General features: G+C 58.3%; 13 protein-coding genes. 4 read left to right on the top strand and 9 right to left on the bottom strand.

The features are described 5' to 3' along the window. Nucleotides 1–6: 6 nt before the first annotated feature. Genes AB4N44_RS07705 through AB4N44_RS07730 form a run of 6 tightly spaced genes read right to left on the bottom strand, consistent with a single transcriptional unit; the run spans nt 7 to nt 7,289 of the window. Nucleotides 7–1,110, bottom strand: coding sequence for a hypothetical protein (locus AB4N44_RS07705; RefSeq protein ID WP_016986717.1), 1,104 nt, complete (start codon nt 1,108–1,110; stop codon nt 7–9). Next, on the bottom strand, nt 1,101–2,333 hold the full coding sequence (locus AB4N44_RS07710; protein ID WP_460109424.1) for an MATE family efflux transporter: 1,233 nt from the start codon (nt 2,331–2,333) through the stop codon (nt 1,101–1,103). The genes AB4N44_RS07705 and AB4N44_RS07710 overlap by 10 nt, the downstream gene beginning before the upstream one ends. After that, the gene (locus tag AB4N44_RS07715; RefSeq protein ID WP_460109423.1) at nt 2,330–3,442 is read right to left on the bottom strand and encodes a polysaccharide pyruvyl transferase family protein; all 1,113 of its coding nucleotides are present in this window, start codon (nt 3,440–3,442) and stop codon (nt 2,330–2,332) included. Before AB4N44_RS07715 ends, AB4N44_RS07710 begins: the two co-directional genes overlap by 4 nt. Nucleotides 3,443–3,457: 15 nt before the next feature. Beyond that, nucleotides 3,458–4,540, bottom strand: a complete 1,083-nt coding sequence (locus tag AB4N44_RS07720) for a glycosyltransferase (protein ID WP_160041191.1) — start codon at nt 4,538–4,540, stop codon at nt 3,458–3,460. Nucleotides 4,541–4,580: 40 nt separating this feature from the next. Next, nucleotides 4,581–6,809, bottom strand: a complete 2,229-nt coding sequence (locus AB4N44_RS07725) for a polysaccharide biosynthesis tyrosine autokinase (protein WP_160041193.1) — start codon at nt 6,807–6,809, stop codon at nt 4,581–4,583. Between the two features lie 39 nt (nt 6,810–6,848). Further along, nucleotides 6,849–7,289, bottom strand: coding sequence for a low molecular weight protein-tyrosine-phosphatase (locus AB4N44_RS07730; RefSeq protein WP_127929137.1), 441 nt, complete (start codon nt 7,287–7,289; stop codon nt 6,849–6,851). 293 nt (nt 7,290–7,582) lie between these two features. Here AB4N44_RS07730 and AB4N44_RS07735 point away from each other — a divergent pair, with 293 nt between their 5' ends. Both AB4N44_RS07735 and tal read left to right on the top strand, forming a co-directional pair. Continuing rightward, the gene (locus AB4N44_RS07735) at nt 7,583–8,539 is read left to right on the top strand and encodes a glycosyl hydrolase family 5 (RefSeq protein WP_460109419.1); all 957 of its coding nucleotides are present in this window, start codon (nt 7,583–7,585) and stop codon (nt 8,537–8,539) included. Nucleotides 8,540–8,741: 202 nt separating this feature from the next. Then, a complete protein-coding gene (gene tal, locus AB4N44_RS07740) occupies nt 8,742–9,668 on the top strand; it encodes a transaldolase (RefSeq protein ID WP_038362268.1) in 927 nt (308 codons plus the stop codon). Between the two features lie 189 nt (nt 9,669–9,857). On the opposite strand, the gene rssC is transcribed toward tal, so the two are convergent. Together rssC and rssB are read right to left on the bottom strand one after the other, a co-directional pair. Further along, entirely contained in the window at nt 9,858–10,340 is a 483-nt protein-coding gene (rssC, locus tag AB4N44_RS07745) for an anti-sigma factor antagonist RssC (RefSeq protein WP_003226553.1), read from the bottom strand. Continuing rightward, nucleotides 10,340–11,521 (bottom strand): two-component system response regulator RssB, encoded by a 1,182-nt coding sequence (rssB, locus tag AB4N44_RS07750; RefSeq protein ID WP_016986724.1) that lies wholly within the window; start codon nt 11,519–11,521, stop codon nt 10,340–10,342. The genes rssC and rssB overlap by 1 nt, the downstream gene beginning before the upstream one ends. A 275-nt stretch (nt 11,522–11,796) precedes the next feature. On the opposite strand from rssB, the gene AB4N44_RS07755 reads away from it, so the two are divergent. After that, nucleotides 11,797–12,096, top strand: a complete 300-nt coding sequence (locus AB4N44_RS07755) for a PilZ domain-containing protein (RefSeq protein WP_127929139.1) — start codon at nt 11,797–11,799, stop codon at nt 12,094–12,096. A 52-nt stretch (nt 12,097–12,148) separates the two neighbouring features. Here AB4N44_RS07755 and AB4N44_RS07760 read toward each other — a convergent pair whose 3' ends face one another. Continuing rightward, entirely contained in the window at nt 12,149–12,838 is a 690-nt protein-coding gene (locus AB4N44_RS07760) for an MlaA family lipoprotein (RefSeq protein WP_038362262.1), read from the bottom strand. Nucleotides 12,839–13,036: 198 nt separating this feature from the next. On the opposite strand from AB4N44_RS07760, the gene AB4N44_RS07765 reads away from it, so the two are divergent. Further along, nucleotides 13,037–13,657: an HAD family phosphatase gene (locus AB4N44_RS07765; protein WP_150776370.1), complete on the top strand. Its 621-nt coding sequence runs from the start codon at nt 13,037–13,039 to the stop codon at nt 13,655–13,657. Nucleotides 13,658–13,695 lie beyond the last annotated feature (38 nt).

The following is a 13,695-nucleotide window of genomic DNA, read 5'->3' on the forward strand; positions in this document are numbered from 1 at the left end:
CCCGCCTCAATTCAGAATTCTTGATTCAACCTGCACCGGTTTGTTCGCCCGCAGCATCAAGCCCAGGCCGACAAACAACACCGGCACCACCATCGAGAAGTGCCGGGCGAAGGAGCCGAAGTCTGGCTCGAACAGACCTTGCACCAGCAGAAACGCCAGCGGAATGGCGATCAGTTCCTTGGGTTTGGTCTGGATCGGCGCGCCCTTGTAATCGGTCGAGGTGATGACTTTGAACAGCAGCAAGGCGGTCATGATCATCAACGCGACGAAGATCACCTGACCCGGGCCGGACAGCAGAATCAGCTCGACCGGGAATGACAAGCGGAAGAAAATGATCATCGAGTCCAGCGCCTGCGAAACGAAGTCGCTGCCGCTGAGCCACGACACGATCAAGGATTTCGAGCCCTCCTCACCCGCCGTGCGCAGTTCGTTGTTACTGGCGCGAATCGACGACACCGGGAAGCCCAGTGCGAGCTGAATCGACATGGCTACCGCCAGGTAGAACAGAAACAGCATCAGAAAGAACGTCGTGCGCGACACATACTTTTTCATCACGCAGACGCCGACCCACGACAGCGAAAACAGGATCCAGTAAGGCCGGATCAGCACGCCGTAAATCACCGCCGAGAGAAAAAACCCGCCGCGATATTTACGCGTCAGCGAGCTGAGCAGAATGCTCAACACCGCCACCGACACAATGATTTCCTTGGTCAGGTTCTCCAGGAAAAACGAGCGCACAATCCCCCACAGACACAGGGTGCCGAAGATCGCCAACGGCATGCGCCGAAACACCACCACCGGAATCGCCGTGAGGAAAAAGTTGCAAAACATGCCGTAGGCCCAGGCATTGGTCAGGTTGATCCCGGTGGGCCGCAGCAGGAACGCCGAACACTCGTACGAAGAGCGATCGGGCGAGAACGGGTTCCAGAAGTTGCAGTTGTCGGCACGGGCGTAGGACGACCACAAGGTCATCGCATCCGGGCCTGGATCACGCGGAATCAGCAGCGGCATGGCCACCGACAGAAACAGCCCGGTGAAAAGGATCAGGAACGAGACATACGAATCGAGTCTCTTGCCACGAAACTCGATGCACGGCAGTTTCAGGCCCATGACAACGCAGCCTTTTTCGCAGCGGTTGCGCGAGTCAGCACGGCAATCACCAAGAGCTGCACGATGATCGCGAAGACGTTGCCCCACGCCGCGCCGTAGATCGAATAGTGCTTGATCAACAGATAGCTGACCGGCACCGAAACCAACAAGCAAATGGCAGCGCTGGCCAATGACACCCGGCTGTTTTTCGAAGCAATCAGACCACCCCAGACGATGTCGCCAATCGCGCGCAAGGCGAAGGAGAAAATCAGTACGCCGAGGATCGCATTGTCCGGACGCGGCACGCTGGTGGCGACGTAATCGAGCACCACGTTGAAAAACACATAGATCGCCACCGCCACCGCCGCCGACACCAGCAGCGAGCGCATCACCCACTTGTTGATGAACAGTTGCTTGACCGTGAACGCCTGTTGCTCAGCCTGAAAACGCTTGGCCAGCACCGGAATCCCGACCACCGCCACCACCGCATAGGACAACGCCTGCAAAGTGTTTGCCGCCGACCATGCGTACACGTATTTACCGAGGCTGGCGTAGGGTTCCAGGTCGATGATCAGAAAGCGCTCGGCGTACTGACTCAGCGCGATCAGCCCGGTGCCGAGGTAGAACGGCAAGCCGGCCTTCCATACGGTGCCCGTGGCCAGCGTCCCGGCAACCCGGCCCTTGTGCACGTTCACCACGATCAGATAACCGGCGATGATCACCAGCACGTTGGCAGCGACCCACAGCCACAGCACGCTGGCGATTCCCGAGACCCAATCGAGCATCATCCCGCCCACCGCCAACAGCGCCCACAGGCCGGTCTTGATGAAGAACAGCAATGCGCCCGCCGTGGCTTTCTGCGCAGAAAACACGAAAGAGTTGATCTCGAACGACAGGTGCTCAGTGAGCAAAACCAGCGTCACGCAAAGGATCAGCGCGGCCGGCGCTTCAACTGTCTGGAACAGTGAATAAATCAGCACCGTCGCTACCGACAACAACAACCCCACCGCCAGATACAGCAGCAGGACTTTATCGACCACCCGGCGCGAACTGCCGCCGACGCTGATCAAGCGATTGATCTCGGAACTGAAACCGACGCTGTAGAACTTCGACGCAATCAACGATGCCGCGACCACCACGCCGTAAAAGCCCAGTGCCTCATAACCGAGGTAATGGGTGATCGCCAACACCAGCAAAAACTTCGCGCCCAACGCTCCGCCGCGAAGCAGCAGCCGAAATATCATCGAACGACACCTTTGATGATCTCGTCCATGGCCACGGTTTTCGCTTCGATTTCTCGGCAGGTATCGGTCAGGCGCTTGCCGAAGTTCGACAGCGCATTCGGCGCATAAACCGTCTCGATAATGGTGTCGACATTGATGTCGCCGCCGTTGATCACCCAGTCCTCGACCCCCATGTCCTGATAGGCGCCGAAGCCTTTGCGTTCATAGCTGATGTGGTACGCCGGCACGCCGGAAAGCAGCGACTCGATGGCGCCGTGCAAGCGTACGGAAATCACCAGATCCGGTTGGTATTTGGCAATCGTCGCCTTCAGCGACAACAGGTCTTCGGTGATGCCCAGTTCGCGATAGAACGCGCCGTCATCGTTGCCGCGTACCGCGCTCTGTACGGCGCAGACCACTTTGCTTTTGTTCTTCAAACGCTGCAGCAGCACTTTCAGATTGGCCACGTAAGCGACTTTCTTTTCCTTGCTCCACTCCGGCGGCTTGCGCAGTACCACGCACACGGTGGCTGGCGAAGACGCGCAGCGGGTGAATTTTGCCTGCTGGAGGATTTTGCTCGCCAACGACTGCACCGCCAGATCCGGCGCGCGGTAGACGTTTGCACAGGCATCGAAAATCGCCGAAGAGCGATTGTCACGCACGAATACCGCATCGGCGCTAGCGTAGTGCTCGACGATCTTGCTGCTCTCGCCGTGGAACGGGCCGATGCTTTGCGGCAGGTACACCGACGGCACTTTGCTGAGGATCGCGGTTTCCAGTTGCTTGGCGTGGCCGAGTTTCAGCTTGATGTGTTCGAAGGCACTTTTCGAGCGCATGTAACCGCCGCCGACGCCGACGATCAGATCGGTTTTCTTCAACAGGTCAGCGAGCCCGGCGTAGGACTGATTGAGGAACACCGCTTGTTTGACCCGGCCCAAACCCTTGGCCGCCATCACCGGCGCGTCGAAACGCGGGTGCGGCAAGTAGCTGAAAGAGTCCGGGTCGGAGGCCACGACGCTGATCGCGGTGTCTTCGCCAAAGTTGCGCTGCACCAGCGCGATGGCCAGATCGACGAGCAAGCCGTCACCGGAGTTGGACGCACTGTAGCCATGCAAAATCGTTACGTTCATATGCTTGAGTTCTACTTAAAAAGTGGGAGCGCGATACAGGTCGTAGGTCTGGCGAATCATCAACGCGGCACTGAAGCGCTCGCGGACAATGCTGCGTCCTTGGTTGCCGAGGTCGAGCAGGCGCGGCTTCTGGATGATCGTCAGCACGTCGGCCAATGCCTGGTGATCACCGGACGGGAAGACATAACCGGAGACTTCATTGGTGACCAGTTCAGGCAGCGACGTGCAGTTGCTGGCAATCACCGGCAAGCCCATGGCCATGCCTTCCAGCGGCACCATGGCGAAACCTTCCCAGCGACTCGGCACGATCAGCGCATCGGATTGTTGATACAGCGCCTGCACTTCGCTCGGGGTGACCCACGGCAGGTACTCGACGCCATCCATCGGCGGGCACTCGACCGCGTCCTCATTGACGGCACTGCCAACCACGGTCAGTTTCATGTCGCTGCGCTGCACCTTGGCGTAAGCCTTGAGCAGCACATCGAAGCCCTTTTGATAATCGAGGCGACCAACGAACAGCAGATGAATCGGCTCGTTGCCAACCGCTTTCTGCGCGTCTTCCTTGCGATGAATGCCGTTGTAGATCAGCGTCATGCGCTTGCGCTCGATGCCGAAGCGCGCGGCTTTGTCGAGTTCGTACTGGCTGACGCAAATGATCACGTCGGTGACTTTCTGCAGCACCCGCTCGATCCACGCATAGACTTTCTGCTTGGTCGGCGAGCTTTCCATCAAGAACGAAAACGCGTGCGGGCAATAGACGATTTTCGGCTTGCGCCACGGTCGCAGCAGCACACACACGCACCGCCCGATCACCCCGGAAAAGGTGCTGTGCAAATGCACCACGTCGGGTTTTTCCTTGAGCATCACCTGGGTCAAGCGCCAGGCGAAACGCAGCAGCGACGGCACATTGCGCCCGGTACGCGGGAAGGTGCGGATCTGTTGCGCGCCGATGCCGTGCAACTCTTTGGCCTGATCATCCGGAACCAGATACACCAGCTCGTAGTTCGCCGCATCGCCTTCAGGCGAAGCCGAAATCGTCCGGATCACCGTCGCGACGCCACCTTTGATCGTCTCTGCCACGTGCAGTATTTTCTTCACAAATCACCCACTTCAAACAGGAAAAAACAGTCGCTGACAGTCAGGATTTGTCGGACGCGTATTCGTAGTTGTAATAGCCGTAACCGCCATTGCCGTAGTAGCTGGCCGCACGCTTCTCGACGCCGTTGAACACCGCGCCTTTCAACTCGATGCCGTTCTGCGCGAAGCGGCGAATGGTCAGTTCGATCTCCTTGGCCGGGTTCACCCCGAAGCGCGTAACGATCAGGCTGATCCCGGCTTCACGGCCAACGATGGCCGCATCAGTCACCGCCAGCAGCGGCGGCGTATCGATGATCACCAGGTCGTAGCGCTCACTCAGTTCGGCGAGCAAATCGCGGAAGTTGGCGTGCATCAGCAGCTCGGAGGGATTGGGCGGTACCTGGCCGCGACTGATGAAGTGCAGGTTGTCGACTTCAATTTTGTTGATCGCCTGATCGATGCTGCAGCGCTTGACCAGCAGGTCGGACAAACCGTTGGTGATCGGCGTGTTGAGGGTTTTGTGCAGGTGACCTTTGCGCATGTCGGCATCGATCAGCACCACGCGCTGGCCGCTCAGAGCCATGACGGCGGCGAGGTTGGACGAGACAAAGGTCTTGCCGACTTGCGGGCTCGGCCCGGAAATCATGATGCGGTTGTTGGTCGAATCGAGCCCGGCAAAGTGCAGGCAGGTGCGCAGGCTGCGGATCGATTCAATCGACAGATCCGTCGGATTACGCAGGGCCAACAGGTACGCCGGTTTGTCGACACCGTCGCGGGCGCGGCCTTTTTTGTTGTCTTCTTCATCCTGCAAGGCGCTGTACGGAATCGACGCGTACACCGGCAAGCCGAGTTGCTCGATGGCTTCCGGTCCTTCCAGACCGCGGCTCAGGGATTTGCGCAGCAGCACCAGCGCCACGCCGACAAAGGCGCCTAGGAACGTAGCAATCAGCACAATCAGGGCTTTTTTCGGTTTGACCGGGCTGGTCAGATCGACATCTGCTGCATCGACCAAACGCACGTTACCGACGGCACCGGCGCGGACGATGTCCAGTTCCTGGGATTTGTTCAGCAACTGCGTGTAGATCTGCGAAGCGACTTCGACATCGCGGGTCAGGTTGAGCAATTCCTGCTGTGTCGCGGGCAGATCGCCGACTTTGCCTTCCAGCGATTTCTGTTGCTGGGTCAGCTCGCCGATCTGGCTCATCAACGCGCGATAGGCCGGATGCTGTTTGGTGAATTTGCGGTCCATCTCCGCTTGCTGCATTTTCAGCTCGGAAATCCGCGTTTCCAGCGCCACCGACTGACCGAGCACCGACTGGGTTTCCAGCGAGATGTTCACGGTCTTGCCGTGGGTCTGATAGGCGTTCAACGCATCGCTGGCCTTGGCCAGATCACGCTTGACCTGCGGCAACTGGCTTTGCAGGAAAGCCAGACTTTGCGCCGCTTCCGCCGAGGTGCGGCGCACGTTCTGATCGACGTACAGCGCGGCGATCTTGTTGAGGATCTTCACCGCTTCAGCGGCGTCGCTGCTGGCCAGCGCCAGTTTGATAATCCCCGATTCCTTGCCCTGCTCGGAGATATCCAGTGCGTCCTGATAGCCCTGAATCGTCACGATCCGTGGGTTGCGCACCACTTCGAAACGCGTGCCGGGATTGGCCAACAACTGGGTGATCTGCCCTTCTACACCGTCCTGCGCGAACGCTTCGCCGGCGACGCCTTCCACCAGCAGGTTGTCGTTGTCATCGAGTAACTGGAAGTGCTTCTGTTCGCCGGCAATCAGGGTGAGTTTCTTGCCCAGCAGTTCTTTCGGCAGATTGAGCCGGGCAAACTCCAGGCGCTCGCCGCCCCACGCATAGCTGTTCAGGCCGAAACGCGGCGCAGCAACGCTGGTTTCGGTCTCGCCGCGATAACGCCGGGCGAGAAAGCCGCCAATCATCGGGAAGGTGTTGGGGGTGACATCGATGTCCAGGCGCAGGTCGTCGACGGTTTTGCCGATCACCGCGCGGGATTTGATGATGCCGATTTCGGTCACCGACGGCGATTGCCCACCGAGCATGCTGTTGAGGTCGGAGAAACCGAGCATGTCGTTCTTTTTCGGCTCGACCTGCACCAGCGCATTCGCCAGGTACACGGGCGTGGCCAATACCGCGTAGGCCACACCGGTGACCATGAAGGCCCCGGTCAGTGCGCCGATCAACCATTTCTGGTCGATCAAACTGCCGAATATACCGAGCAGATCAATACTGTCTTGATCATTGTCGCGGGTGCCGATTACGGACGGTAACTGCATAAGTCTGTTCTTACCATTCATTGATCTGAAGAATATTCATCAACGCGCGAGGCGTTGTGCCCATGAGCTGACAGCATCTTCAATCAATGCATGGGCATGAATAAAAGCGGCCTTGCCTTGACGATACGGATCTTGTATTTCGCGCTCGCTCTGCCATTTACCGAGCAGAAATACTTTGCCTCGGGCATGAGAGGCAATTTTCAGCACCTGATTTACATGCTGTTTTTCCATCACCAGAATCAAATCCGATTCATTGACAATGTCGGCTGTGAGTTGCCGTGCCTGGAATGTTTCGGCACTGTGTCCGTGATCTTCGAGGACCTGCCGGGCCGAAGCCTCGACACCTTCGCCGACCCGGGCAGCAAGTCCTGCGGACGCCACGGTGATGGGCGAGGAGCCCAGCGCATTGCGCAATAACAGTTCTGCCGTCGGACTTCGGCATATATTGCCAACGCAAACAACAAGGATCTTTCTGAACAAGGTTTTACTTTCCTGTGTAATGTCAAACGGCCAACATCCCGAGAGCAATTGAATGAACCCTCAAGATCTTCCTGCACTCAGAAATAGATTCGCCCTGTTAGTACTGGAGCATTAAGTACCACAGCGTCTAAAAGTCCCCCAACCACAATTAGCGGACTAAAAATAACTGTGATTTTCGGCTGTTTGATTTCCGACAAAAAATAACATTCACGCACTAAGTGCCATCATCTTGTTCGAAAACGGGGTAACGAGATCAATATTCGTAGTTGTCACTTCTCTTCGGGAGAGCAGACATGAAATCAGCACATCTCAAACGACTCGGCGCGCTGGCGCTGATGGCAATGGGTGCAACAACCCCGCTGCACGCCAGCGAAACGTTTCCAAACCTTCCGGCGAAGAACATTGGCGTTCAGGTGAAGATTCAGAACTTCACGGCTGCCGACGCCGCGCAGATCAAATCGGCCGGCTTCGGTTTTGTCCGCTTCGGCGTGTGGAGCGACAGCCTGACGGCCAAGGCTTATCAGCAACAAGTCAGCGATGCTTTTGCGGCGGCCAGGTCCGCCGGGCTGCCGGTTCTGCTGACGGTTCGCGCGATCAAACCCTTGCCCGCCGGGTCTACTGCCGACCTGGCCACGGCCGGTGAAGGCTTTGCCAAAGCGGTGACCGGACTGCAACAGTCGTACAGCGCGCAACTGGTCGCGATCGAACTATGGAATGAACCCGATCTGGAAACCTATTGGCCGACGGGCAAGTTCGACACCACGTTTGTGCCGTTCATGAGCGCGGTGTGCAAGTCGCTGCAAGGACAACCGCCATCGACGCCGGTGATCGGCTACGGTTTCGCCCGGCCACCCAGCGCAGGCTCGGCTTCCACCGTGGCGCTGAACCGCATTGTCAGTGAATACCCGAAATGCTTGAGCGCCGTGTCCTATCACCCGTATGGCATGACGGCCGCGCAGATCAGCAACGCGCAGACGTTTATTCAGCAGAACTTCCACCTGCCGGGCGTCATCAGTGAATGGGGAATCTCGGCACTCGCGTCCAACGGCGGTGCCGAAGGTCAGGCGAGCAAGATCAATGCGTTTATCGGCGATGTTAAAAAACTCAACATCCCGCTGACCTCCATCTACGAATGGAAGAACAGCGAGACGGGCAGCAATGAACGTGAGAAGAACTTCGGCCTGCTGATGTCCGACGGGCAACCGAAACCGGCGCGCATGTCGGTCGAAGCCCTGTTGAACGCCCAGTAGCACAGATACAACCGGCCTGTTCGCAGGTCGGTTGCTTTGAACCTGTTGGCTGTTTTGGCATCGTATTCATCGATAGCCCGCCCCACCTTTCAAACAATCGTTTTCAGGTTGTTGCCGCAGGGGCCATCGATACACGTACACGCCCTTGAGTGACCGTCAGCGCTCGGGTAATGTCATCAGACCCATAGGATAGAGCACGCCCATGACTTCCAAGCTGGAACAACTCAAACAATTCACCACCGTTGTTGCCGATACCGGCGACTTCGAAGCGATCTCCCGAGTCAAACCGGTCGACGCCACAACCAACCCTTCCCTGCTGCTCAAAGCGGCGGCCATTCCGGCGTACGCCGAGCTGCTGAACGCTTGCGTCAGCGACTGCAAGGGCGATGTCGGCCTGGCCAGCGACCGATTCGGCGTTGCGGTGGGTCAGGAAATTCTCAAAGTGATTCCGGGCCGCATCTCCACCGAAGTGGATGCGCGCCTGTCGTTCGACAAGGATGCCGTGCTGAAGCGCGCGCATCGCCTGATAGAACTGTACGACAAGGCCGGCATTGGCCGTGATCGCGTACTGATCAAGATCGCCTCGACCTGGGAAGGCATCCGCGCCGCCGAAGTGCTGGAGAAGGAAGGCATCCAGACCAACCTGACCCTGCTGTTCTCCTTCGCTCAGGCTGCCGCTTGCGCCGACGCCGGCGTGTTTCTGATTTCGCCGTTCGTGGGCCGCATCTACGACTGGTACAAGAAGGCCAACGGCAACGACTACACCGGCGCCGATGATCCGGGCGTGCAGTCGGTCACCCGCATCTACAACTACTACAAGGCCAATGACTACAAGACCGTGGTCATGGGCGCGAGCTTCCGTAATCTCAACCAGATCGAGCAACTGGCCGGCTGTGACCGCCTGACCATCAGCCCGGACCTGATCGACAAACTGGCGGCCGACACCGGCAAGCTGGAGCGCAAACTCGCCCCGGGCAACGCCGGTGAAGCCCGTCTGAGCCTCAACGAAGCGCAATTCCGCTGGTTGTCCAACGAAGACGCGATGGCCACCGAGAAACTGGCTGAGGGCATCCGTCAGTTCGCTCGCGACCAGGAGAAGCTTGAGGCGCTGTTGCAGGCCAAGCTGTGATTTGAGTTAGGGAAATGCGAAAAGGGCGAATCCTGGTGGATTCGCCCTTTTTTATGGCTGCTGGATAATTTCAGTGTTCTTGCGACCGCTTTCGCGAGCAGGCTCGCTCCCACAGTGGGATTTGTGATCGACGCCGCGTCAGTGTGGGAGCGAGCCTGCTCGCGAAGAGGCCCGTCCGGCCGGCATCACTCAATGCCGCTCGAGGGCATTCACCAGATCATGGAACGCTTCACGATTGGAATCGTTGAGGCCCATGAGGATCTTGTGCGCTTCGAGCACTTTGATCCGCACCACTTCTTCCGACTGGTCCTGATCCGGTAGATCGTCCAGGCACTCCGGGCACGGCACCGGGTGGTTGACGATGTTGAACACCTGCTCGAACCCCATCGATTGCAGCAGACGGGTGATGTCTTCGTGGGTGGTGACGACGGTCGGCAGCAGGCCGACCTTCTGCCGCGACAGGATCGACAGTTTGGCCAACAGGCCCAACGTCGTGCTGTCGATGCTGCGGGTTTCGGTCAAATCGATCACGATCGCGTTGAAATTCAGCGCGGTGAAGATTTTCTCAATAGTCGCATCCAACGCCGAACACAGGGTCAGGCGAACTTCACCGACGAACTTCAGGACAAAGGTGCCGTCCTGCTCGGCGAACTGGATTCTACCGGTACTCATTAAAGATTCCTGCTCAACACCAACAGGGCGATATCATCCGGCATCTCCCCTAGCGTGGCCAATCCAAACACTTGCCGCAGACCATCCAGGCTGCCGCCCGCCGACTTCACCCGTTGAGGCAAAGCGGCTTCTTTTTCTTTGAGCGTAGGTTCTGGCAAAAGATCCAGAATGCCATCGGACATCAGCGTCAGGCTGAACGTCGGCGGCAGCTCAAGCACGTGGTCTTCGTAGGTGGCTTCATTGAAGAGGCCCACCGGCAGACCACGCCCTTCGAGATAACGAACACTGTCAGGCGTGTACAACACAGGCAACGGCAGATGGCCGCCGATGCTATAGGTCAACAAACCGGTCTCCTCGTCGATGACTCCACCGACCATTGTGACGTGTTTACCCAGCTTACAACTGATCAGCCCCCGGTTGATATGACCAAGAACTTCCGAAGGCTTGAATTCCGGCAATGTGCCGTTGCGCTTGGATTCGAACAGCAAGCGCGTGGTCATGAACTTCAGCAGCACGGTGACGAAGGCTGAAGAGGCGCCATGACCGGAGACATCCGCCAGGTAAAACGCGACCCGGCGCTCGTCGACACGGAAATAGTCGACAAAATCACCCGACAGATACAGCGACGGGATGATCTGGTGGGCAAACTTGAACTCGTCGATGCTCCACGGGCTTTCCGGCAGCATGTTCATCTGTACCTGGCGACCAGCGTTCTGGTCTTCCTGGAGCAGGTTCAGGCTGGCCTCGAGCTCGCGGTTGGCCTTTTCCAGCTTCTCGCGGTAGCGCTGGTTTTCCAGCAGCAGGCGCGCACGATCCAGGGCCCGGCGCACAGAGTGCTCGAGCACAGCCAGATCTTCGAGAGGCTTGATCAGGTAATCCGCTGCGCCCAGGCGCAGGGCTTCGACCGCGTCGTTCATCACGCCGGCACCCGACACCACGATTACCGGCGTCTGCGGTGACCGCTCGGTGACCTGACGGATCAGTTCGAGACCGCCCATCTGCGGCATGCGCAGATCGCAGATGACCAGGTCGGGCGTGTCTTGCTCGAATACCTGAAGACCCTGTTGGCCGTTGCTGGCCTGCAGGACGCTGAAACCACTGTCTTCCAAATAGGCCGCGAGGCTCGCGCGCACTACTTCGTCATCATCGATTATCAGCAGCGTGGCACTGGTTTTTGGCATGTGGGCAAACGGCGCCAGAATTAGGTTGGCGTAGTTGGCGGGGCATCGGGCCCTGCGCAGACTACTGGATTCGCTTTCTAGCCTCTCTGCTGCACCGCTTTCGAGCATTGGCTGCAAGCGCGGTTACACCAGAGGTGCCCTTCTAAGGCGCAGACGGTACTCCCATCCGCAGAGCGTTTCAAGCATGCGCCGATGGTCGCTTGACGACTTTACTTGTCAAATCACCGAGAGTTATAAGAACAGCTCAAACCGTAACCCAATGGAAGGACGAACCTATGAGTCAAACCAGTCGGGACTACAGCGAAAAGCGCGATTTCATCCGCATGCGGGTCGATGCCGATGTCGTGTTGATTCATGAAGGGGATGAGGTTTCAGGGGTGTGCATCGACCTCTCCAGCAGCGGCATGCAGGTCGCAGCGCCGCGCCAGTTCGCGGTCGGCGACCGTTTGAGCGTGCGCATCGATTCCGAACACGCGGCGCTCAGTGGGCTTGAAGCCGAGACCGAAGTGGTCTGGATCAAGCCACAAGATGGCGGCGGCCAGAAGCTCGGCCTGACTATTCTGGAAATGAAATAGCTACACACAAAAAAGGCGACCCTGGGATCGCCTTTGTTTTTACCGGTCGAGATTAAAAATCGTCTTCGACCTGGCCATCCTTCACTTTGAACTCGCGGTTCTGCAAGTAAGCATTGCGGATGAAGGTGTACTTGTCGCCGCTGATCAGCTTTTCGCTCGACAGCAGGCTGGCGCGGGTGTCGACGATGTTCAGACCGAAGATCGAGTTACGCGTAGGTACGTGGTCGATGTAGCGGTACATGCCGGTGTAGCTGTCGACGTATTTTGACGGTGCGTCACGCAAAGTGCTCGGCCCCATCAGCGGCAGCATCACGTACGGACCGCTACCAACGCCCCAGTAACCGAGCGTCTGGCCAAAATCTTCATCGCTGCGGTTCAGGCCCATTTTGGTGCCGACATCAAAGAAGCCGAGCAGACCAAACGTGGTGTTGAAGATCAGACGTGCAGTGTCGACGCCAGCGGCAGCCGGTTTGGCTTGCAGGATGTTGTTGGCAAGGTTGGTGACATCACCGACGTTGCGGAACATGTTGTGGATGCCGTCTTCGAGGAACTGCGGCGTGACAAACTCATAGCCCTGGGCCAATGGCTTCAGCGCGTAAGTGTCAACGAAGTCGTTGAACTGGAAAATCGGGCGGTTAACGCTTTCCCAAGGGTCTTCTTCCGTTGCCGCCTGAGTGGCGAACGGCGCCAGCAACAGGCCGGCACATACACTTAGCTGAGCGAGCGGATAGCTCCAGCGCATAGAAAAACTCCTTGGATATGTACTGTCGCGGGCATCGGGGCCCGGGCATTAAGGCCGCTAGTATAAGCGCAAAAGCCCGTTTGGGCAGTCGGCCAATTGTGCAAAGTTGTAGGACCCCTCCCACGCCGCGGTTCACATAGCCGTCACGCAACTGTCACCTTGAATGACTAGCCTTGTCGCTATTTCAGGGACGCTGCCATGACACACGCCGAAACCTTGCCCGTCGCCGCGTCCAGCCTGACCGCCGTACTGTTTGGACTCAGCGGTTGTCTGGTGGATTTCGGTGCTCGCGCTCGTCTGAATACCGTCGCCCGTCCCGAATATGCCGAGGCCACGCCGGGCGCGCTCGACAGTCTGCACAGTTTGCAGCGCCAGCAGATTCCCTGTGCCTGGCTGGATGAACTGCCCCCTGCCCTCGCCCAATCGTTGTCGGCCTCACTGCCGGCGTCAATCAAACCCGCGCAACATTCGGCAACACTCAATCCGTGGCCTGCGCCGAATGCCTGCTGGCAAGCCTTGATGGACCTGAACGTCGGTTGTCTGGACGGCTGCGTGCTGGTCAGTGGCGAACCGCGCCTGCTGCAGGCCGGCCTGAACGCCGGGCTGTGGACCATCGGCCTCGCCTCCTGCGGCTCGCTGTGCGGCCTGGCACCGGGCGAATGGCAAGCGCTGAGCCAGAGAGAACGCGAACAACTGCGTGGCAAGGCGACGATGCAGCTATTCGGCCTCGGCGTGCATTCGGTGATCGATCACTTGGGCGAGCTCGACACCTGTCTCGCCGACATCAGCCTGCGCCGGCTCAAAGGCGAAAAGCCCTGATCGGGATCATGCAGGTTTGCCGGGAGTGGATTAATCTA

Source organism: Pseudomonas sp. S3_C06 (assembly GCF_054667675.1).